At 69.4% G+C, this 20,708-nt stretch carries 23 protein-coding genes and 1 tRNA gene; 15 read left to right on the top strand and 9 right to left on the bottom strand.

Features of this window, described 5'->3' with window-relative positions; translation table 11 throughout:
- Positions 1 to 18 precede the first annotated feature (18 nt).
- The 4 genes from H0B56_RS10080 to H0B56_RS10065 all read right to left on the bottom strand — a co-directional run bounded on the left by H0B56_RS10080 (position 19) and on the right by H0B56_RS10065 (position 2,852).
- The gene (locus tag H0B56_RS10080) at positions 19 to 738 is read right to left on the bottom strand and encodes a hypothetical protein (protein WP_180892713.1); all 720 of its coding nucleotides are present in this window, start codon (positions 736 to 738) and stop codon (positions 19 to 21) included.
- Entirely contained in the window at positions 726 to 1,322 is a 597-nt protein-coding gene (locus H0B56_RS10075; RefSeq protein ID WP_180892712.1) for a TetR family transcriptional regulator, read from the bottom strand. The genes H0B56_RS10080 and H0B56_RS10075 overlap by 13 nt, the downstream gene beginning before the upstream one ends.
- Positions 1,315 to 2,373, bottom strand: coding sequence for an NAD(P)H-dependent amine dehydrogenase family protein (locus tag H0B56_RS10070; protein ID WP_180892711.1), 1,059 nt, complete (start codon positions 2,371 to 2,373; stop codon positions 1,315 to 1,317). Before H0B56_RS10070 ends, H0B56_RS10075 begins: the two co-directional genes overlap by 8 nt.
- Before the next feature lie 395 nt (positions 2,374 to 2,768).
- Positions 2,769 to 2,852, bottom strand: a tRNA-Leu gene (locus tag H0B56_RS10065).
- A gap of 147 nt (positions 2,853 to 2,999) precedes the next feature.
- Between H0B56_RS10065 and H0B56_RS10060 the strand changes: the two genes are divergently transcribed.
- Both H0B56_RS10060 and H0B56_RS10055 read left to right on the top strand, forming a co-directional pair.
- Positions 3,000 to 4,319, top strand: a complete 1,320-nt coding sequence (locus tag H0B56_RS10060) for a M20/M25/M40 family metallo-hydrolase (RefSeq protein ID WP_180892710.1) — start codon at positions 3,000 to 3,002, stop codon at positions 4,317 to 4,319.
- Positions 4,319 to 5,266 carry an alpha/beta fold hydrolase gene (locus tag H0B56_RS10055; protein ID WP_180892709.1) on the top strand — a complete coding sequence of 316 codons (948 nt, stop codon included), beginning with the start codon at positions 4,319 to 4,321 and terminating at the stop codon, positions 5,264 to 5,266. The genes H0B56_RS10060 and H0B56_RS10055 overlap by 1 nt, the downstream gene beginning before the upstream one ends.
- Here H0B56_RS10055 and H0B56_RS10050 read toward each other — a convergent pair.
- Genes H0B56_RS10050 through H0B56_RS10040 form a run of 3 tightly spaced genes read right to left on the bottom strand, consistent with a single transcriptional unit; the run spans position 5,259 to position 7,605 of the window.
- Positions 5,259 to 5,510, bottom strand: coding sequence for a DUF5703 family protein (locus H0B56_RS10050; protein WP_180892708.1), 252 nt, complete (start codon positions 5,508 to 5,510; stop codon positions 5,259 to 5,261). The genes H0B56_RS10055 and H0B56_RS10050 overlap by 8 nt on opposite strands.
- Positions 5,507 to 6,583, bottom strand: a complete 1,077-nt coding sequence (locus H0B56_RS10045; RefSeq protein WP_343063833.1) for a YncE family protein — start codon at positions 6,581 to 6,583, stop codon at positions 5,507 to 5,509. Before H0B56_RS10045 ends, H0B56_RS10050 begins: the two co-directional genes overlap by 4 nt.
- 50 nt (positions 6,584 to 6,633) lie before the next feature.
- Entirely contained in the window at positions 6,634 to 7,605 is a 972-nt protein-coding gene (locus H0B56_RS10040) for an aldo/keto reductase (RefSeq protein ID WP_180892707.1), read from the bottom strand.
- Positions 7,606 to 7,755: 150 nt separating this feature from the next.
- Here H0B56_RS10040 and H0B56_RS10035 point away from each other — a divergent pair, with 150 nt between their 5' ends.
- Entirely contained in the window at positions 7,756 to 8,466 is a 711-nt protein-coding gene (locus H0B56_RS10035; protein ID WP_180892706.1) for an MSMEG_4193 family putative phosphomutase, read from the top strand.
- Between the two features lie 75 nt (positions 8,467 to 8,541).
- On the opposite strand, the gene H0B56_RS10030 is transcribed toward H0B56_RS10035, so the two are convergent.
- Positions 8,542 to 9,531, bottom strand: coding sequence for a malate dehydrogenase (locus H0B56_RS10030; protein WP_180892705.1), 990 nt, complete (start codon positions 9,529 to 9,531; stop codon positions 8,542 to 8,544).
- Positions 9,532 to 9,778: 247 nt separating this feature from the next.
- On the bottom strand, positions 9,779 to 10,219 hold the full coding sequence (locus H0B56_RS10025; protein ID WP_180892704.1) for a TIGR03668 family PPOX class F420-dependent oxidoreductase: 441 nt from the start codon (positions 10,217 to 10,219) through the stop codon (positions 9,779 to 9,781).
- A 138-nt stretch (positions 10,220 to 10,357) separates the two neighbouring features.
- On the opposite strand from H0B56_RS10025, the gene H0B56_RS10020 reads away from it, so the two are divergent.
- From H0B56_RS10020 to H0B56_RS09965, 12 genes are all read left to right on the top strand, one after another.
- On the top strand, positions 10,358 to 10,933 hold the full coding sequence (locus H0B56_RS10020) for a DUF3090 domain-containing protein (RefSeq protein ID WP_089302730.1): 576 nt from the start codon (positions 10,358 to 10,360) through the stop codon (positions 10,931 to 10,933).
- A gap of 8 nt (positions 10,934 to 10,941) precedes the next feature.
- Positions 10,942 to 11,736, top strand: a complete 795-nt coding sequence (locus H0B56_RS10015; RefSeq protein ID WP_180892703.1) for an SCO1664 family protein — start codon at positions 10,942 to 10,944, stop codon at positions 11,734 to 11,736.
- Between the two features lie 134 nt (positions 11,737 to 11,870).
- Positions 11,871 to 12,803, top strand: coding sequence for an MBL fold metallo-hydrolase (locus H0B56_RS10010; protein ID WP_219632554.1), 933 nt, complete (start codon positions 11,871 to 11,873; stop codon positions 12,801 to 12,803).
- Positions 12,804 to 12,907: 104 nt separating this feature from the next.
- Positions 12,908 to 13,729, top strand: a complete 822-nt coding sequence (locus tag H0B56_RS10005) for a DUF3097 family protein (protein ID WP_180892701.1) — start codon at positions 12,908 to 12,910, stop codon at positions 13,727 to 13,729.
- Between the two features lie 23 nt (positions 13,730 to 13,752).
- Positions 13,753 to 14,181 carry an NfeD family protein gene (locus tag H0B56_RS10000; protein ID WP_180892700.1) on the top strand — a complete coding sequence of 143 codons (429 nt, stop codon included), beginning with the start codon at positions 13,753 to 13,755 and terminating at the stop codon, positions 14,179 to 14,181.
- A gap of 113 nt (positions 14,182 to 14,294) precedes the next feature.
- Complete coding sequence (locus H0B56_RS09995; RefSeq protein ID WP_180892699.1) at positions 14,295 to 14,723, top strand: NfeD family protein; 429 nt, start codon at positions 14,295 to 14,297, stop codon at positions 14,721 to 14,723.
- A 76-nt stretch (positions 14,724 to 14,799) separates the two neighbouring features.
- On the top strand, positions 14,800 to 16,209 hold the full coding sequence (locus tag H0B56_RS09990) for an SPFH domain-containing protein (protein ID WP_425484520.1): 1,410 nt from the start codon (positions 14,800 to 14,802) through the stop codon (positions 16,207 to 16,209).
- Positions 16,210 to 16,438: 229 nt separating this feature from the next.
- Entirely contained in the window at positions 16,439 to 17,401 is a 963-nt protein-coding gene (locus H0B56_RS09985) for an ATP-binding cassette domain-containing protein (RefSeq protein WP_180892953.1), read from the top strand.
- Positions 17,398 to 18,213: an ABC transporter permease gene (locus H0B56_RS09980; RefSeq protein ID WP_180892698.1), complete on the top strand. Its 816-nt coding sequence runs from the start codon at positions 17,398 to 17,400 to the stop codon at positions 18,211 to 18,213. Before H0B56_RS09985 ends, H0B56_RS09980 begins: the two co-directional genes overlap by 4 nt.
- A gap of 81 nt (positions 18,214 to 18,294) precedes the next feature.
- A complete protein-coding gene (locus H0B56_RS09975; RefSeq protein ID WP_343063832.1) occupies positions 18,295 to 19,482 on the top strand; it encodes an amidohydrolase in 1,188 nt (395 codons plus the stop codon).
- An 88-nt stretch (positions 19,483 to 19,570) separates the two neighbouring features.
- Positions 19,571 to 19,981, top strand: a complete 411-nt coding sequence (locus tag H0B56_RS09970) for a PPOX class F420-dependent oxidoreductase (protein WP_180892696.1) — start codon at positions 19,571 to 19,573, stop codon at positions 19,979 to 19,981.
- Between the two features lie 83 nt (positions 19,982 to 20,064).
- Complete coding sequence (locus H0B56_RS09965) at positions 20,065 to 20,706, top strand: SRPBCC domain-containing protein (RefSeq protein WP_180892695.1); 642 nt, start codon at positions 20,065 to 20,067, stop codon at positions 20,704 to 20,706.
- The last annotated feature ends 2 nt before the right edge of the window (positions 20,707 to 20,708 follow it).

Below are 20,708 nucleotides of genomic sequence, written 5' to 3'. Positions count from 1 at the left end.
GGGTGGTGAGGTGCGTGCTTACCGGAGGAACCCGTAGGAGCCGGTGCTGATCAGGATGATGCTGGCGACCATGCCCCATGCCGGCGCGAAGATCCACAGGCTGTTCGTCCCGCCGATGAAGATCGCGAGGTTGCGTTTGGTGTGCCCGACGTACTCCTTGTTGAAGAAGTAGGCGACGTAGTAGAGGACCGTGCCGTAGAACATCATCCAGAAGATGAGCAGGCCCATGATCCCCAACGCGCGCGCCGGCATGATGTCGAAGGTGAGCCCGTAGATGAACAGCAGCGACGGGATCAGCGTCACGTACCCGTTGCCGGAGTCGGCCCAGAACCCGAACGACTTCCGGTTGGCATAGGCGGGATCGAACAGTGAGTACGACGACCAGACCTGCGCCCAGGTAGTGGGCCGCACGATCTCACGGAGCCGGATGGGGGTGGTGAAGAAGTCGATCACCCGGTCGAGTTCACGTCCACGGTAGTCCGCGACGAACTGCTCGTGCTGGCGCTCGATCAGGGAGATGCGCAGATTCAACGAGATCTCCCACAGCGCGATCATCACGTTGATCCAGGTGAACGTCACCAGGATGATGTGCCCGGCGTTGATGTCGTATCGCGCGATATGCAGGGCGATCGGCACCGCCGCACCTGCCACGACGAACGCGGCAACCACCATCCAGACACGGAGAATACCGGTGCCGCGCGCAGGGTGTTCCGATGTGGACTCGGTTACTTCCAACATTGGTTCCGGACTCCTTCGAAAGCTTGTTCGGTGAGCTGATGCAAGGTGGGGCCACGGGGATCGTCGCGTTCGAGCCAGCGCAGGAAGGCGAACTCGGCGGCAGCGAGGATCGTGTGGACGAGCAGGCCGGGCCGGAGGTCCTCCTCGGGTCGCGCGCCCATCCGGTCGCCGAGGATTTTGGTCAGCTGCGCGCGGTCGAACGGGCTGATCACCGCGGCTCGGTCGAGTAGATGCGGTGCTGCCCGAATCGCGGCGCGCCAGTTGCGCAGTGCCTCCTCATCGGCGATGAATGCGCGGCTCCACTGCAGGCTCGCCTGGCACAGCGCTTCTTCGGCCGACTCGCTGGCAGGCCGTGCCTGCAGGTTGTCGACGATGGCCGCGCCTGCCCGGCGAAGAGTGCCGAGCAGCAGGTCCTCCTTGCTGGTCACATACCGGAAGTAGGTGCTGTGCCCGATACCCGCGGCAGCCGCGATCTCCTCCGTGGTCACCGCGTCGAAACCGCGCTCGGCGAACAGCCGCAACGCTGCCCGTTGAATGTCTTGGCGGATCAGTGCCTTCTGCCGGTCCCGCAACGATTCAGCCACGCGTGGCCCCCACTTCCGGATGTGCGCGCCCGGCGACGACGGGCAGGTCCAGGCTGGACTTGATCCCGGGTGCGGCCGCGCAGACGTACGGGACGGAGTTGACGCAGTGGTTCGCGGTCGCCACGATGCCGGGATTACGTTTCAGTCCTTCCGCGACGGACGCGGGCTGCCAGCCCCGGATGGTCACGAAGGTGCCGGGGTCTCCCTTGATCTCGATCTCGTAGCGCTCCCCCTCGGGCCCGAACTCCCAGGCAGGTTCCAGGTCCTGCTGTCCCATCAGCCAGTTGACCGCGATCCGGACTACCGGCTGATCGCCGACCATCGCGTCCCACCCGAAGCGCTGGCCCGCGACCTGGCCCGGCTCGATGATCCCCATCGGCGACTCGATCGGCGCAGCGGCCACGGCGATCTCGTGGGAGGTCTGGATCGGGGCGTCGGCGAATCCGAGTGTGTCCAGGCACATCCGCACCGACTGGGTGAACCCGCCGGTCAGCAGCCCGAGCATCGGGGATGTGCGCGCCTGCTCGGGGGTGCCGCCGAAGCCCATCACCTCCCGCAGCACATCGGGGGCGTCGTAGCTGCGCATGTCGGAGAACTCCTCGGCCCGCACGAACGTCACCTTCGACGACATCGCCGAGAGCACCAGCGGATGCAGATCGGTAGTCCCACCGGGATTGATGCCGATGCCGTGCAACGTGACACCGCCGTCGGCGCACGCCCGCACCAGTTCGGCATCACGTTCGCTCGGATAGAACCAGCCGACCGGGGTGACCACGTTCTTGCCGGACCGCAGGATGCGCGCCACCTCACCCGCATTCGGGATCAGCGGGGCATACACCACCACGTCCGCGTCCAACGCCAGGATGTCCTCGACGTCGTCGGTTGCGGTGACACCCACCCGCTGCGTGCCGAGGATGTCGCCGACATCCTTACCGCGCTTGGCCACGGAATGGACATAGCAGCCGACCAGATCCAGCTCGGGATGAGCCCGCACCGCTTCGATCGCCGCCTTGCCGACTCCGCCGGTAGCCCACTGGACCACCCGCACCATGAACCCTCCGTAGATAGAGTCTCTTGATGTGAGAGAGACTCCCACACGGGGATAGAGTATCGCAACTGCGGTGTCGTCCAGATCCGGTTCGAACCCAGCGTCCTGCTCGTCCGCGTACACCACGCCGGACGCTCGTGGTCATCACCATGGGCTGCGGGGAACGCCTGCCCCTACGTACTTCCCCGGCGTCCACCCGGATTGCGAACCCGGCGACCCGGCAGGACGCGGCAGAGTGGGTCGAAACCGATCGTTCGTGCCCCGGTTCCGTCCCGCCGCACCGTCTTCGTGCCACCACGGGCCGCCCGCATACGGCAGGCCCGGTCGAATCGGCCCCAGCCAACGAACCAGCCAACGAGCAAGGGCCCGGGTCGCGTACGACCCGGGCCCTTGCTTCGTGTCGGAGGGGGGACTTGAACCCCCACGCCCGTTACGGGCACTAGCACCTCAAGCTAGCGCGTCTGCCTTTCCGCCACTCCGACGTGCTGCCCCGATAGCGTAGCGGATCCCGTGACCCGTTGATACACGGGGTACCCGGTGGCGATGAGCAGCGGAGCCGTACTCGGCGGACGGCGCACAGGCGCGGTCGCGACGCGCTCGGAGCCGGGGGATGATGATAGGAAGGACCGGTGACTGACTTGTTGACCATCGAAGACGTCGCAGCCGAAGCGGTCAGGTTGACCAGCGAGCTGATCCAGATCGACACCACCAATACCGGCGATCCGGACACGGTGGTCGGCGAGCGGGTCGCCGCGGAGTACGTCGCGGAGAAGCTGACCGAGGTCGGCTACGAGATCACCTACGTCGAGTCGGGGGGACGCGACCGGCACAACGTGGTGGCCAGACTGGCCGGAGCCGACCCGTCGCGAGGAGCGTTGCTGGTACACGGGCACCTCGACGTCGTGCCGGCGGACCCGTCCGAGTGGTCGGTGCACCCCTTCTCCGGCGCGGTGCGGGACGGGTACGTATGGGGCAGGGGAGCGGTCGACATGAAGGACATGCTCGGCATGTGCCTGGCCCTGGCGCGTTACTACAAGAGCAACGCGATCGTGCCGCCCCGCGACCTGATCTTCGCGTTCCTCGCCGATGAGGAGGCCGGTGGGTCGTACGGCGCGCAGTGGCTGGTGGACAACCGCCCGGAGCTGTTCGCAGGCGCTACCGAGGCGATCAGCGAGGTGGGCGGGTTCTCGGTCACCTTCGGGGACAACCGCGCATACCTCATCGAAACCGCGGAGAAGGGCATCCGGTGGATGAAACTGCGGGTGCGCGGAACCGCGGGGCACGGCTCGATGATTCACCGGGACAACGCGGTGACCGCGCTGGCCGAGGCCGTGACACGGCTGGGGAACCACCAGTTCCCGCTGGTGCTGACCGAGCCGGTGCGCGAGTTCCTCGACCGGCTCGGTCAGCTGACCGGCTGGGAGTTCCCGGAGGACGACCTCGACGGCGCCCTCGACAAGCTGGGCAACATCTCCCGGCTGATCGGGGCGACACTGCGCGACACCGCGAACCCGACGATGCTGGACGCGGGGTACAAGGCGAACGTGATCCCGTCGGTGGCCGAGGCGAGCGTGGACTGCCGCATCCTGCCCGGCCGGATGGAGGCGTTCAACGCCGAGCTCGACGAGATACTCGGTCCCGAGGTCGAGCGTGAGTGGATGGAGCTGCCTCCCGTCCAGACCACCTTCGACGGCGCCTTGGTGGAGGCCATGACCGCCGCGATCGTCGCCGAGGACCCCGAGGCCCACACGCTGCCGTACCTGCTCTCCGGCGGCACAGACGCCAAGGCGTTCGACAAGCTCGGGATCCGGGGCTTCGGCTTCTCACCCCTACGGCTGCCACCCGACCTCGACTTCTCCGCGCTGTTCCACGGTGTCGACGAGCGCGTGCCCGTCGACGCGATCCACTTCGGCACCCGCGTCCTCGACCGGTTCCTGCGCAGCAGTTGATGTCCGGGTTCACCCTGCCCGACGGAACCGCCCTGCACCTGGAGTGCCAGGGCGACCCGCAGGGGTCGGTGACGGTGCTGTTCGCGCACGCCTACGCTGTGGACCACCGTTGCTGGCAGGACATCGCGGGGGTCATCCCCACCGCGGTCGAGTGGCCCGTCCGGGTGATCAGCTGTGATCTGCGCGGGCACGGCTCGTCCAGCAGGGCTACGGAGAGCACCGCCACCGTGGAACAGCTCGCCGACGACCTGGCCGAGGTCATCGCGCACGCGGCTCCCGACGGCTCCGTGGTCGTCGTGGGGCACGGCATGGGCGGCCTCGCGACGCTGGCGCTCGGGCAGCGCCATCCGCAGCTGTTCGCGCGACACGCGCCGGATCAGCCGGCCAGGGTCGCCGGCATCGTGTTGCTGTCCACCGGGGTCGGTGACGTCGCAGCGGAGGCACGCGCCGCGACCGGCCTCGCCGTGGAAGGGTCGCGCTCACCCCCGAACCTGCTCAGCAAGGTCATCCAGGACCTGGAGGTGGTGCTGGGATCCCGGCTGGTGGACCTGGTCACCGACCGCGCGCACAAGGCGGCCGTGACAGCGATGCGGTGGTCGATGTTCGGCGAGGACCCCGACCCGGACGATGTGGTGCTCACCCTCCGCATGATCCGCGCGCACTGGCCCGAGACGATGGCCCTGTTCCGGCCGGGCCTGGACGCCTACATCAAGCAGGCACAGCTCGATGTTCCCGAACACACCCAGGTGATCAGCATGGTGGGGGAGCGCGACCGGCTCGTCGAGCCGGAGCAGGCGAGCGCGTTGCTGGGAACCGACCGCGCCGACGAACTCATCGTGCTACCGGACGCAGGCCATATGCTGCCCCTTGAGCGGCCGGCCCAGGTCATCCCCCGCATCGTCGCGGCGGTTCATGCCACCCACCGGAACCAGGGTGACGCTAGGTGATCAGCCCGGGCAGGCAGGCGCTGCTTGGCCGGTACCGCCGCCGGAGCCACACCCGGCGGCTGCCGTCGCCGTACAGGCGCACCGTGGACAGCTCCCAGTCGGCATACTCGGCATGGATGGACAGCTGGGTCACCGCGGCCGGGCGCGACACGCTCGACGGCAGGCGCAACCGCTGGTACTCCCAGCGCCCGTCGTTGTGATAGGACCCGTCGCTGTCGGCCTCGCCGCTCACCGCCTCGCTCATGGTTCGATCACCTGAATCCCTTCGCCCGCAGCAGATCCAACGACCACACGGCCGTCCTGGTTCTCGACGGTAACCGAATTCGGCTGGCGAACGGTGTCGAAGCGGTGGATTTCCTCCGGTTGCCCGCCTGCTACGTCGAACCCGACAACCTCGTTACGCGCTGTCACCGTGACCCACGCGATGTCGCGTCCGGCGTCGTAGGCGATCCCGTAGATGCCTCCGTGCACCGGGTAGCGTTGCACCAGCACCAGCGGGTCCGTCGCGAAGGCGAGCAGGCCGTCCGAGAGGGTATCGGTCACGAGCACGCGCCCGAAGCCGTCCGGAGCCGCGTTCGTCGCGCCCTGGCCCGCTCGCAGCCCGAGTCCGATATCGCGCTCGTCGAGGTCGACCTCGAAGACCGCGCTGCGCAACCGGTCCAGAACGACCACGGCGTCACCGGTACTGGCCACCCGATCGGCGCTGGCGATGTCGCCGCCGATGCTTGCGGTGCGTTGCTCGTGCTCGAACACGTCGACCTCGGCTCGTTCCCGGCTCGCCACGATGCGCGAATCGCCGTGCTGAGTGACACCGGCCGGAGCGCCTTCGATCCCGGTGCGTCCGGCGATGCCGCCCTCCGGAGAGAGGTGGAGCAGCTCGTCCTGTCCGGGAACGGTGGCCAGGAACCCGTTCTCCCCGGCGACGAGCTGCTCGACGTCACCGGGAACGACGGTCTCGTGTACCGGCCCGGTGAGATCGTCGAGCGGGTACACCAGCACCGTCGCCTCCGCGCCGCCGTCCGCGGTGAGCGCGGCCGCGAGAGTGCCGGACTCGGCGTGCACCGCCACGTCGGAGACACCGGCTGGCACGTCGATCACGGTCCCGTCCGGCGCGGAGGTCTGCTCCGGCGAGTCGACCGGGCCCACCGCCTCGGGGTCCTCGACGACCTGCAGCGCATCACCCTGGCCCTCGACCTCGGTGCACGCACCGAGCAGCAGCACGCAGGTGACGGCGAGCGCGGCGATCCGGACGCCGTGCCAGGGGCCGTGCCCGGCCATCCCGCGTGTCCGGGCGAACGATCGTTGCGTGGTGTGCACGGCACAAGCATCCCGCACGGCCGTGACACGGTCGCGCACAGGTCGCGGTGTCAGTGTTGCTCCGGGTAGCCCAGCTCGATGGCGCTGATGTCGTCCAATGCCGAGCGGATCTCGGCGGGCAGCACGATCTCCTCGGCCCGCAGCGCCCCGTTGAGCTGACCGGTGTCCCGAGCGCCGACGATGGGCGCGGTCACTCCCGGCCGGTCACGCACCCACGCCAGCGCGACCGCCAGCGGCGACGTTCCGAGACCGTCCGCTGCCGTGGTGACCGCTTGGACGATCCGCGCCGCCCGCTCGGTGCGGTGATGCTCCACATAGGCCGCGTACCGCGCCGAGGCCCCGCGCGAGTCGGCGGGAGTCCCCGACCGGTACTTCCCCGTCAGCACGCCCCGCCCCAACGGAGCCCACGGCAGTAGCCCGATCGCGTGATGCTCCGCGGCCGCGACGAGCTCCCGCTCCACACCGCGTTCGAGCAGGGAGTACTCCATCTGGGCCGAGACGATCGGACTCGCCGGGTTCGCGGCACGGCGGCGCTCGGCAGCGGTCGCCAGTTGCCAGCCCGCGTAGTTGCACACCCCGACGTACCGGGCCCTGCCGGACGACACCGCGGCGTCCAGCGCCCCGAGCGTTTCCTCCAGCGGTACCCCGCTGTCCCAGGCGTGCAGCTGCCACAGGTCGACGTGCTCGGTCCCGAGCCTGCGCAACGACGCGTCGAGCGCGGCGAGCAGCGCGCCTCGCGAGGCCCCGCCACCGAACGGCCCCCCTGCGCGGCGCGCGGCCGCCTTGGTGGCCAGCACGATGCTGTCGCGGGAGACGTGATCGCCGAGCAACGAGCCCAGGATCTCCTCAGCGGCGCCGTCGTTGTACACGTCCGCGGTATCGACCAGGGTCCCGCCTGCCTCGACGAACGCGGTGAGCTTGTCGGCCGCCTCCTCGCTGCCGGTCTCACCGCCCCAGGTCAGGGTGCCGAGCCCCATCCTGGATACCCGCAGACCCGACCCGCCGAGAGCTCGCAGTTCCATGGCGGTGAGCTTATCGACGATCACGCTCAGCGGCGCGCCGGAGGGTGCGCCGGCCGCGAGGCGCGGGATCTCGCCTGATCCGGTGACGGCCACGACGGCTGGTCGGGACGCGTGGCGATTTCGCTCGGCACGGGTGACTACGCTGGTGGTGTGGGTACCGTCATCTTGTTGCGGCACGCGCGATCCGACGCCAACGGGTCGGGCGTGCTTGCCGGGCGGACGTCACACGTCGACCTCGACGACACGGGCAGGCGGCAGGCCGCCGATCTGGTCGGGCGCCTCGCGGGCGTCGAGCTCTCCGGGATCGTACGCTCCCCCCTGCTGCGCTGTGCGGAGACGCTCGGGCCGCTGGCTCGGGCACGCGGCATCGATCCGGTCGTCGACGACGGTCTGAACGAGGTCGACTACGGGGACTGGACCGGGCGCTCGCTCACCGAGCTGCAGGAGGAGCCGCAGTGGAGGGTCGTCCAGGCCCGCCCGTCCGCGGCCCGGTTCCCGGGAGGGGAAGGGTTGTCACATGTCCAGCACCGGGCGGTCGAGGCCGTTCGCACCCATGACAGCAGGTTCACCGCCGAAGGCGGGGAATCGGCGGTGTGGCTGCTGTGCAGTCACGGTGATGTGATCAAGTCTATTCTGGCCGACGCGCTCGGGATGCACCTCGACCTGTTCCAACGGCTGGTCGTCGACCCGGGCTCGCTCTCGGTCGTGCGGTACACGGAACTACGGCCGTTCGTGCTGCGCCTCAACGACACCGGCGCCGGGGTGTCCGGCCTCGTCGCCGAACGTGCCGACCGGGCGGCTTCCGGGTCCGATGCCGCGGTCGGAGGGGGCGCCGGAGGCTCGGCGGCCGGGCCCGAATGACCCGAGCTACTCCGAGCAGGGCTGTCGCCTGCCCTGCTGGCGCCCACCCCGGCGAGCGGGCGCCAGCAGCGTGCCTCACACCAGTCCGAGCTTGCGAACGGCGTCGCGCTCCTCGACGAGCTCGTTGACCGAGGCGTCGATCCTGGGACGCGAGAACTCGTTGATCTCCAGGCCCTGCACGATCTCGTAGTTGCCTCCGGAGCACCGCACCGGGAACGACGAGATCAGGCCTTCCGGCACGCCGTACGAGCCGTCCGAGGGGATGGCCATGGACGTCCAGTCATCGCTCGGCGTGCCGTTCACCCAGGTATGCATGTGGTCGATCGCCGCGGACGCCGCGGACGCCGCCGAGGACGCGCCGCGAGCCTCGATGATCTCGGCGCCACGCTTGGCTACCCGCGGGATGAACTCCTCGGCCAGCCACTTCTCGTCGTTGATGGCCTCGGCGACGTTCCGCCCGGCGGCCTCGGCGTGGAAGACGTCCGGGTACTGGGTCGCGGAATGGTTACCCCAGATCGTGAGCTTCTTGATCTGCGAGACCGGGGTGTTCAACTTGCCGGACAGCTGTGCCAGCGCCCGGTTGTGGTCGAGTCGGGTCATGGCCGTGAAGCGGCCGGCAGGGACGTCCGGCGCGTGTGCCTGCGCGATCAGCGCGTTGGTGTTGGCGGGGTTGCCCACGACCAGGACCTTGACGTCGGAGGCAGCGCCGGCGTTGATCGCCTCACCCTGCGGCTTGAAGATGCCGCCGTTGGCCTCGAGAAGGTCGCCGCGCTCCATGCCCTTGGTGCGCGGGCGAGCGCCGACGAGCAGGGCGACGTTGCAGCCTTCGAACGCGCGCTTGGCGTCGTCGAAGATGTCCACACCGTCCAGCAGGCCGAACGCACCGTCCTCCAGCTCGAGCGCGGTGCCCTCGGCTGCGCTGACGGCCTGCGGGATCTCGAGAAGGCGGAGTCGCACGGGGGTGTCCGCGCCGAGCAGCTGGCCGGACGCGATTCGGAAGAGCAGCGCATAACCGATCTGGCCGGCCGCGCCGGTGACCGTGACGTTGACGGGAGCTTGGCTCATGACGTTCTCCTGCTAGCGGGTATACGACTGTTGCACGCGAGATGATGCTATCCGGCGCGCTCAGCGGCGGTCGTTCGCGTCGGCGGCAACGGTACCGCCGTCCGCTGGGCTGCCCAGGAGTGCGTACCCGCGCTGTGCGGTGCGGTCACGGGCATCTCGCGACCCGCCCCGCTCGCCTCCGCCCGGCCACGCCGCGGCGGGACGGTGCCGGATATCACAGGCCGGGTGCCGCACGGGGAGCCGTCGGTCACGTTGCCGCGTGGGAAGAAGCACACCAGCCGCTCCAGCGACTGACATCGATGCGCACGACCGGTCCCTGCGGCGTGCGTCCCGCGTACTGCCCGTACTTCTCGCACAACGCCCGGACCGATTCGTCCCGCGCGGCGCTCGCGGTGCCTGCGGGCAGGACCGTCGCCGTGCCGTCCGCGCGTGCCCACCACAGGTACGTCCAGTCCTCGTCATAGTGGTCGACCAGCAGGCTCACCGGTGGGTTCTGGTCGATGTTGCGCAACCGGCGCAGCATCGTCGTGCTCTTGGGTTTGTGATCGACCGCGAAGCACAGCCGGCCGCCGGCCAGTGCGAAGGTCACCGGCACCACGTGCGGCACAGCCTCGGCGTCGGCGGTCGCCAACCGGGCCACCCTGGACCGCCGGAACCGCTCGCGGGCCTGTTCGTCACTCAGCCGCATACCCGCAACCGTAGCTGCATGTACGGCGCTCCCGGGCCGCCGTGAACGGTCCGTACACCAGGCCCCTCGCGGCGTGACGGCCGATCCCAGGGGCGGCGGATGCCGAGTCACCGGGCGTGGCTTAAGGTCGGGGGTGCCATGGCTCGTGTCATCCACGTCTTCCGTCATCCCGATCGGTTCGTCTCCGGCACCGTCGGTGAACCCGGTGAGCGCACGTTCTACCTGCAGGCCAGCTCGGAGTCCAAGCAGGTCAGCGTCACGCTCGAGAAGCAGCAGCTCACCGTGCTCTCCGAACGGCTCACCTCGCTACTCGAAGAGGTCGCCAGCCGGTTCGACACCGAAGTCCCGCCGTCGGCACCGGAGGAGCTCACCGACACCGACCCTCTCGACGTTCCGGTCGAGGAGGAGTTCCGGGTCGGCACCATGGGGCTCGGGTGGGACGCCGAGAGCAGTTCGGTGGTTATCGAGTTGCTCGCCATCACCGAGGGGGAGGTCGACGAGAACATCGTGCTCGACGACACCGAGGAGGGACCCGACGCCGTGCGCGTGTTCCTCAGCCCGGCGCACGCCCGCGCCTTCGCCGAGCGTGCCGAGCGCGTCATCAACGCGGGCCGCAAGCCGTGCCCGCTGTGCGACGAACCGCTGGATCCCGAAGGTCACATCTGCCCACGGCAGAACGGTTTCCTGCGGGACAACCCCTTCACCGAGGGCTGAGGCCGAGCGTGTACGGGTGGCAGGGTTCCGAGGCTCTCCAGCTCGTCACCGACGGCACCCTGGAGATCGAAGGCAGGCTGCTCGACGCGTCCAACGTCACGCTCTACTGCACCGTGCGGCTGAACGGGATCAGCGCGCCCGCCGTGTACAAGCCGGTCCGTGGCGAGCGGCCGCTGTGGGATTTCCCGGAAGGCACGCTGGCCGGGCGGGAGGTGGCGAGCTACCTGCTCGCGTGTTCGGCGGAGCTGAGCACGATCCCACCGACGGTACTGCGGGACGGCCCGCTCGGTGCGGGCATGGTTCAGCTGTGGGTCGACACCAGCGAGGCCGAGCTCGTCGACGTGCTCGGTCCCGACGAGGTGCCGCCCGGCTGGCGCACGGTGCTGCACGCCTACGACCGCGGGGGATCGCCCGTCGTGGTCGCCCACAGCGATCACCCGCGGGTACGTGACATGGCCGTGCTCGACGCCGTCCTCAACAACGCGGACCGCAAGGGCAGGCACGTCGTCCAGGGCACAGACGGCGAGGTGTACGGGCTCGACCACGGCATCTGCCTGCACGCCGAGCCGAAACTGCGGACCGTGTTGTGGGGATGGGCCGGTGAGGACCTGCCTGCCGACGCGGTGGAGAAGCTGCGTAAGCTGCTCGCCGACCTCGACGGCACCCTCGGCGAGCAGCTGGCGGCGCACCTGACCGCGGCGGAGGTCGAGGCCGTGCGCTCGCGCGCGAGCGCGCTGATCGCGGAGGGAGCGTTTCCCGTCCCGGTCGACAACGCCCGGGCCGTGCCATGGCCGCTGTTCTGAGGGCCTGCTACCCGGCCGCTACGCCGCACCGGCCGCGGGGCGCACGGCCGAGCCCGCGACGCGCGGGAGCGTCCCGAACACACGCCGGGCACGCGTGCGGCGTAACGGCGAGGAACCCTGGAACACTGAGCGGTATGCGACGGCACTCGTACCGCGACAGGCTGACATCCCCACTGCCCGGCCCGCGAGACTTCGTCAGGATCATGCGCGAGGGCGGGTTCCGCGGCTCGACCGCCAACGCCGACCGTATCCCCGTGATGCGCACGGGCCTGCCGCCACTGCCACCCGGCGCGGCGAGCTGGACCTGGATCGGCCACGCGAGCTATCTCGTGCGGGTCGGGGGGCTGTGTGTACTCACCGACCCGGTGTGGTCGACGCGGCTACCGGGTACGCCGCCTCGCCTGACGCCGCCGGGGCTGTCCTGGAACGACCTTCCCGCCATCGACGCCGTAGTGATCAGCCATGACCACTACGACCACCTGGACGCGCCGACCTTGCGCCGGTTGCCGAGGAACACGCCGATCCTGGTCGGCGCCGGGCTGGGGCGGTGGTTCCGGGTACGCGGTTTTCACGCCGTGACCGAGCTCGAGTGGTGGGAGCACACCGAAATCGCTGGTGTACGGTTCGACTTCACGCCGACGCACCACTGGAGCCGGCGCGGGTTGTTCGACACGTGTGCCTCGTTGTGGGGTGGCTGGGTCATCACCGCACCGGACGGCACCCGGACGTACCACGCGGGCGACTCCGGGTACGGCCACAGGTTCGCCGAGGTCGGCGCGCGGTACCCGGGTATCGATGTGGCGATGATGCCGATCGGTGCGTACGAGCCGCGGTGGTTCATGCGCTACGTGCACATGACCCCGGCAGAGTCGGTCCGGGCGGTCGCCGACCTCGGCGCTCGTACCATGGCATGCATGCACTGGGGGACGTTCGTCCTGACCAAGGAGCCGGTGGACGAGCCGCTCCAGCTGGTCCGCAAGGAATGGGCGGCAGCCGGGGGCGACCCGGCGAACCTGTGGTCACTCGCCGTCGGGGAGACGCGCACGCTCGGCGCCGGCGACGAGTAGGACGTCCGGGAAGCGGGGCGGCAGGCACGGCGATCCGGCACACGACCGGACACGCGCACGCGCCTGCCGCAACCGGGCACGGCTGCCCGGTACGGTTGGCGATCGTGCGTGCTCACTCCTACGGTCGCGATGTCCTGTCCCGTTCCCGCAAGCCGGCTCCGGCAGAGGTCGAGGCCGAGCCCGGTCTCGTGGTCGAGGAGCGCGGGAGCGGGTTCTGCGGGGCTGTCGTACGTGACGATCGCCGCGCTGTCACGCTGGAGGACCGGCACGGCAACCAGCGTGTCTTCCCGTTCCTGCCTGCCGGGTTCCTGCTCGACGGCTCGCCGGTGACGCTGGTGCCGCATCGCGGGCGCTCCGCCGCGACCGAGCAACGTTCGGCATCGGGCTCGGTGCGCGTTGCGGGACTGCGGGCGCGCACCGCCCGGGACTCCCGGATCTGGGTGGAGGGCAAGCACGACGCCGAGCTCGTGGAGCGGGTCTGGGGCCACGACCTCCGGGTGGACGGCGTCGTCGTCGAGGAGCTACGCGGCGTGGACCGCCTCGACGAGCACGTCGAGGTCTTCGGTACCGCGTCGAACCGCAGGCTCGGAGTGCTGGTCGATCACCTGGTGGAGGGCAGTAAGGAGTCCCGCGTCGCTGCCGCGGTCCGCGACCCGCATGTGCTGGTCACGGGTCACCCGTACGTGGATATCTGGCAGGCGGTCAAGCCCGCCTCGCTCGGGATACCGGCGTGGCCGGAGGTGCCGAGGTCGGTGCCGTGGAAGGAAGGCGTGTGCGCGGCACTGGGGTGGGGCGAGCCGCACGAGGGCTGGCAGCGCGTCCTCTCCGCCGTGACCAGCTTCCGGGACCTCGAACCCGACCTCATCGGGGCGGTGGAACGGTTGATCGACTTCGTCACCGACCCCGTGGAGACCGGGTCTGCGTGATCATCATGTGACACCATGGGGCGATGGGTGCGCTGATCTGGCTGATCGCCGGCATCGCCCTGCTGGCAGCGGAGGCGATGTCCGGCTCCATGGTGCTGATCATGCTGGGGGCCGGGGCGCTGGCGGCCGCGGGGTCGATGGTCCTGGACGACAGCGTGATCGTCTCTGTCGGGGTGTTCGCGGTGACCTCGATCGGGTTGCTCGTGCTTGCCCGGCCCGCACTCAAACGGCGCTTCCTTCTCGAGCGGAGCGTGCCCACGAACGTCGACGCGCTGGTCGGTGCGCGGGCGGTGACGCTGTCCACGGTTGACGCCGAGCAGGGCAGGGTCAAGCTCAACGGCGAGGAGTGGTCCGCCCGCAGCTACGTCGACGGCCAGGTCATCGAGCCCAACACACCCGTCACCGTCCTGGAGATATCCGGAGCGATGGCGATCGTCTCACCGGGGCGGTAGTGCGACGCACGGCGTGGCCGGGGGTGGCCGGGGGTGGCAAGCAAGGTCACGCGTTGATCACGTCGGCCGCGAAACCTGGCACAGTGCCGTGCGTTCTCTGAGAGCATGACACCATGGGTGCGCTGATCTGGCTGATCGTCGGTATCGCCTTGCTGGCGGCTGAAGCACTCTCCGGCGATCTCGTGCTGATCATGCTGGGGGCCGGGGCGCTGGCGGCCGCGGGGTCGATGGTCCTGGACGACAGCGTGATCGTCTCTGTCGGGGTGTTCGCGGTGACCTCGATCGGGTTGCTCGTGCTTGCCCGGCCCGCACTCAAACGGCGCTTCCTGCACGGGCCCGGCTTGCGTACCAATGTGGACGCGCTGGTCGGTGCGCGGGCGGTGACGCTGTCCACGGTTGACGCCGAGCAGGGCAGGGTCAAGCTCAACGGCGAGGAGTGGTCCGCCCGCAGCTACGTCGACGGCCAGGTCATCGAGCCCAACACACCCGTCACCGTCCTGGAGATATCCGGAGCAACCGCTGTGGTGTCCGCGGAGCCGTGACCATAGGATTGTCGTACGAAACCGCCCGTAACCCATCGCTTACCCCGCGAGTCAACTGAACACACAGGAGAGAGACTTGGGAACCGCAACGATCATCCTCCTCGCGGTCATCGTGCTCTTCGTGGTGGTCGTCGTCTTCAAGGCGATCATGGTCATCCCCCAGGCACAGGCGGCCGTCGTCGAGCGGCTGGGCAAGTTCAAGACTGTGGCGCCCCCGGGGCTGAACTTCCTCGTTCCCTTCCTCGACAAGGTGCGCTCCCGAGTCGACCTTCGTGAGCAGGTCGTGTCCTTTCCCCCGCAGTCGGTGATCACTCAGGACAACCTCACGCTGTCGATCGATACGGTTGTCTACTTTCAGGTGACCGATTCCCGGGCCGCGACCTACGAGATCTCGAACTACATCACCGGTGTGGAGCAGTTGACCACGACGACGCTGCGCAACCTGGTCGGTGGCATGAGCCTGGAGGACACACTGACCTCCCGCGACCAGATCAACCAGCAGCTACGCGGAGTGCTCGACGAGGCGACGGGACGGTGGGGGATCCGGGTCGCCCGGGTCGAGCTCAAGGCCATCGATCCGCCGCCCTCCATTCAGGACTCGATGGAGAAGCAGATGCGCGCCGACCGGGAGAAGCGCGCGATGATTCTCAACGCGGAGGGTGATCGCGAGGCGGCTATCAAGAAGGCCGAAGGGCAGAAGCAGGGTCAGATCCTCGATGCGGAGGGGTCCAAGCAGGCGGCCATCCTCAGCGCGGAGGCCGAGCGCCAGTCCAGCATCCTACGTGCGCAGGGTGAGCGTGCCGCTCGCTACCTGCAGGCACAGGGCCAGGCCAAGGCCATCGAGAAGGTGTTCGCCTCGATCAAGGCCGCACGGCCCACGCCCGAGGTGCTCGCCTACCAGTACCTGCAGACCCTGCCGCAGATGGCTCAGGGCGACGCGAACAAGGTGTGGCTCGTCCCCAGCGAGTATGGCAAGGCGCTGGAAGGATACGCACGCAACCTCGGTACCCCTGGCGAGGACGGTGTCTTCCGTTACGAACCACCGGAGTACGAGGCCAGCCCTCCCGAGCTCGACGAGGAGGAGGTCGCGAGCTGGTTCGACACCACGACCGACCCGGAGGTCGCCGAGGCGGTGCGCGCGGCCGAGGCCGTGGCACGCAAGGAAGTGGGTGGCCCGATCGGTCCGGGTGGAACCGGAGGAGGCAAGAGCGCGTCCGCCGCCGCCGAGGCGCTCAAGGGCGACCCGAGCCAGCTCCCGCCGGAGGCGTCCCAGCAGCTCGGGATCCAGCCGCCCGGACAACCGCCGCAGGCCGGTGGCTCGTTCGGCACGCCCCAGCAGGGCGGCGCGCAAGGTCAGCAGTTCCCGTTCGCGCAACCGCAGAGCCCGCAGGGACCTCCTCCGCAGCAGGGGGAGGAGCCACCACCCGGCGGTCCCCAGGGAGGCCCCCAGGGAGGTCCCCAAGGAGGTTCACCGCCGCAACGTTAGATGCGCACGAGAAAGGCGCGCCGCCCCGGGTCGTGGACTCGGAGCGGCGCGCCTTTCTCGTGCGCGCGCTTTGCAGTTGACTTCGAGTTAACTCGAAGATCTAGGGTTGTTCTCAGCGAGGATCGAGCCCGTGCCGGTCGTCATGCGCCGGACCGAGCGAAATCGCGCGCGCAGTGTCGGGGGTGTCCGGCATGCTGGGCTGACCGACCGGAATCGAGGAGCGATGACCATGGAACATGCGATCTGGGCCGAGGGGTTGGTCAAACGCTTCGGGCAGACGACCGCGCTGGACGGGGTCGATCTGGCAGTGCGCCCCGGTACGGTGCTCGGCTTGCTCGGCCCGAACGGGGCCGGTAAGACGACCGCGGTGCGCGTGCTGGCGACGCTGCTTCAACCGGACGCCGGGCGCGCGACCGTACGTGGCTACGACGTCGTCCGCCAGGCCCACCAGGTACGCCAGCTCGTGGGGCTGACCGGCCAGTACGCCTCGGTGGACGAAGCACTGACGGGGGCGGAGAACCTGGTACTCATCGGCCGGTTGCTCGGCATGCCCCGCAAACGCGCGAAGCAGCGCGCGCACGAGCTACTGGCCCAGTTCAACCTCGGCGACGCGGCAGACCGTGCGGTGAAGACCTACTCGGGCGGCATGCGGCGCAGGCTCGACCTCGCGGCGAGCCTGGTCGGCCGGCCACCGCTGCTCTTCCTCGACGAGCCGACCACCGGCCTCGACCCCCGTGCGCGCAGCGAGTTGTGGGAGCTCATCCGCAACCTGGTCGCCGACGGCGTGACGGTGCTGCTGACCACGCAGTACCTCGACGAGGCGGACGCTCTCGCCGACGAGATCGTCGTCATCGACGAGGGCAGGGTGATCGCGACCGGGACACCCGAGGAGCTCAAGGCCAAGACCGGCGGGCAGAGCCTGGCCGTACGGCCGGCCGAGTCGTCCGACCTGCCTACCGTCGTGTCCGTGGTCGGCGAGCTCGCCGGGGTCGGCCCCGACGTCACCGGCGACCTTGTCACCGTGCCCGTCTCCGATCCGCACCTGCTTCCCGCCGTGATGCGCAGGCTCGACGAGGCAGGGGTCGTGGTCACCGAGCTCACGCTGAGCAGTTCCAGCCTCGACGAAGTGTTCCTCACCCTGACCGGGCATCCGGCCGAGAGTCAGGACGAGTCGGAAGGGAGCCCGGCATGACCACTGCGACGATCCCCGAGGTGAGTCCCCGGGTCGGTCCGGTCGAGGGGCTGCGCCAGAGCCTGACCCTCGCGTGGCGCACCGTGGTGCAGGTCCGCCACAACCCGTGGGAGATGAGCGACTTCAGCATCCAGCCGATCATGTTCGTGCTGCTGTTCACCTACGTGTTCGGTGGTGCGATCGCCGGATCGACCTCGGACTACCTGACCTTCATGTTGCCAGGGATGGTCGTGATGAACATGCTGTTCGTCACGCTGTACGTGGGTCAGGGACTCAACACCGACCTGACCAAGGGTGTCTTCGACCGGTTGCGGTCGCTGCCGGTGGCCCGGTGGGCCCCGCTCGCCGGGCGCATCGCAGCGGACCAGGTCAAGCAAGCCTGGTCGATCGTGCTCGTGCTCGGCGTCGGCATGCTGCTGGGTTTCCGGCTCGGCACGTCCGTTGCCGGGCTGCTCGGTGCCGTTGTGTTGCTGCTGGTGTTCGCGCTCGCCTTCTCCTGGGTGGCTGTCCTGGTGGGGGTGGTGGCCAAGGATCCGGAGCGGGTGCAGATCTTCGGGTTCACCGCGCTGTTCCCGCTCACGTTCGTCAGCAACGTCTTCGTGCCCGCCGAGACCATGCCCGGCTGGCTGCCGGCCTTCGTCAACGTCAACCCGATCAGCATCCTGGCCGACGCGTGCCGTGGTCTGATGCTCGGCGAGCCCACCTACACCGGCGCCGTAGCGGCACCGGTCATCCAGTCGCTGGTGTGGGCGGGAGCCATCCTCGCCGTCTTCGCGCCCTTGTCGGTGTGGGCACTGAAGCGGAGAGTCTGAGCCCGCCAGGCGGACGTCCCGATGAGGTCGTACCGGTACGGCGCGCGAGTGCGACGAGATCTCGGTCTATGCTCTGGTGCCGTGGCTTCGCTGACATTGGCCAACGTGTGCCCGTGGGGTGCCGCCCCTGTCGACGTGCTGATCGCGGACGGCACGATCTCGGATGTCGTGGCGGCCGGTACCGCGGATACCTCTGGCGTGACCGTCGACGGCGGTGGCCTGCTCGCGTTACCAGGGTTCATCAATGCGCACGCGCACGTGGACAAGAGCTGGTGGGGACAGCCATGGGTCTCGTACGGGGGCGAGCCCACGACGCAGGGACGGATCGCGCACGAGCGTGCCGAGCGCGACAAGTACGGTATCCCGAGCATCGACGGTGCCACTGCCGTGTTGCGGGAGTTCCTGCGCCACGGCACGACGGCGACCCGCACGCACGTCGACGTCGACCTCGGTACCGGTCTCCGTGGCATCGACACCGTTCGTGCGGCGGCTGCCGCGCTGGACGGCGCCGTCGAGGTGGAGATCGTCGCCTTTCCACAGGACGGCGTTGTTCGGCGTCCCGGCGTCCTGGAGCTGCTCGACCAGGCCGCCGCGGCGGGGGCGAGCAACATCGGTGGAATCGACCCGGCGTCGATCGACCGCGACCCGGTCGCGCAGCTGGACGGCTTGTTCGAGATCGCCGAGCGCCGCGGTGTCGGGATCGACATCCATCTGCACGATGGTGGCGAGCTGGGCGCGTTCCAGATGGAACTCATCATCGACCGCACCCGCCGGGCGGGTCTGCACGGCAGGGTGACGATCGCGCACGGGTTCGCTCTCGGTGAGCTCCCGGCACACCGCCAGGCCGAGCTGCTGGACGAGCTCGGCGAGGTAGGTATCTCGTGGACGACCGTGGCACCGGCACCGTCGGCCCCGCTGCCGTGGCGCGACATGCGCGAGCGAGAGATAACGCTCGGCCTCGGCACTGACGGGATCCGTGACCTGTGGTCCCCGTACGGGGACGGCGACATGCTCGGTATCGCCCTGAGGTTCGCACAGCTACATCGCCTGCGGACCGACGAGGACCTCACCCGCGCTGTCCGGCTCGCGAGCACCGGGGGTGGCGGGTTCGTACACCGTCCCGCCTTCGATCTGGCTCCCGGTGCGCGCGCCGACATCGTCCTGCTCGACGCCGAGAACGTCCCGGACGCACTGGTACGCGCACCCCGCAGGCGGCTCGTGATGGCAGGCGGCCGGGTCGTGGCCAGGGACGGCGAAGTACTGCTCTGACCACAGGTGCCAGGGTGAGCCGATCTCGGTCCGGACCACGCGGCGCGCCCGCTCGCGTAGGTACGCGACCACCGGCATGCTGGGCCGCATGGAGGTATCCGACGCCGTCGAGGTGTTGCGGGAGAAGAGCCGCGCGGTGCTCGCGACCATGCGCGCGGACGGAACACCGCAGATGTCACCCGTACTGGCCACCGTCGACGATGCGGGCGCCGTCCTGATCAGCACGCGGGAGCACGCCTACAAGGTCCGCAACCTTCGGCGTGACCCGCGTGCGTGGTTGTGCGTGCTCCCCGAGGGGTTCTTCGGCGACTGGGTCCAGGTCGAAGGCACCGCCCGGATCACGCAGCTGCCCGAGGCCATGGACGGGCTCATCGAGTACTACCGCAGGCTCTCCGGCGAGCATCCCGACTGGGAGGAGTACCGCAGGGCCATGCGGCAGGAGGAGCGCGTACTCGTCACGCTCGCCATCACGCGTGCCGGACCCGACCGCTCCGGCTGAGCAGCGTGCCGAGCGGGCGGCCCGCCATCGGCCACGTCCCGGTTCGCCGGGTACGCGACGTCACCGCGGCCTACACTGGCCACATGAGCGCGGAGCACGACGAACCAACGTCCGGGCGCGTCTCCTCGCCGGCGTTGCGCGCGGCGACCGGAATGGGCTGGACGGACTGGCTGGCCACCCTGGACAGCGCGGGAGCCGAGCAGTGGGACCACAAGCGGATCGTGGGCCACCTGGAGCAGGAGCACGCCGAGACCACGACGGCATGGTGGCGCCAGTCCATCGCCGTGGGCTACGAGCAGGCGCGCGGTACGCGAGTACCCGGACAGACCGCGGATGCCGGTTTCCAGGTCGGCGTCCAGCGCAGCCTCCCGGCCAGCAGGTCCGCCGTCTGGGAGTGCCTCGTCACCAGGCCCGAACTGTGGCTGGGGCCCGGAGCAGCCGTGACCTTCGAACCGGGAGCGCGCTACCGGGTCACGGGCGGGACCGACACACCACCGGCACACGGCGAGATCCGGGTCGTCAAGCCGGAGCACCGTATCCGCATGACCTGGCAACCCGACGGGTGGCAGGCACCGGCGACGCTCCAGCTCACCCTGGCGGCGGCAGCCTCCGGCAAGACCAGGCTCACCGTGCACGTGGAGAAGCTGCCGGATGCCACGGCCAGGACGCGGATGCGCGAGCACTGGAAAGCCGTGCAGCAGCGCATCGCGGCGGCCGTAACCTGATG

It is taken from the genome of Haloechinothrix aidingensis (assembly GCF_013450155.1).
Taxonomy (GTDB): domain Bacteria; phylum Actinomycetota; class Actinomycetes; order Mycobacteriales; family Pseudonocardiaceae; genus Haloechinothrix; species Haloechinothrix aidingensis.
Note: the sequence above shows the minus strand (reverse complement) of the source record. Positions and strands in the feature narration are given on the sequence as shown.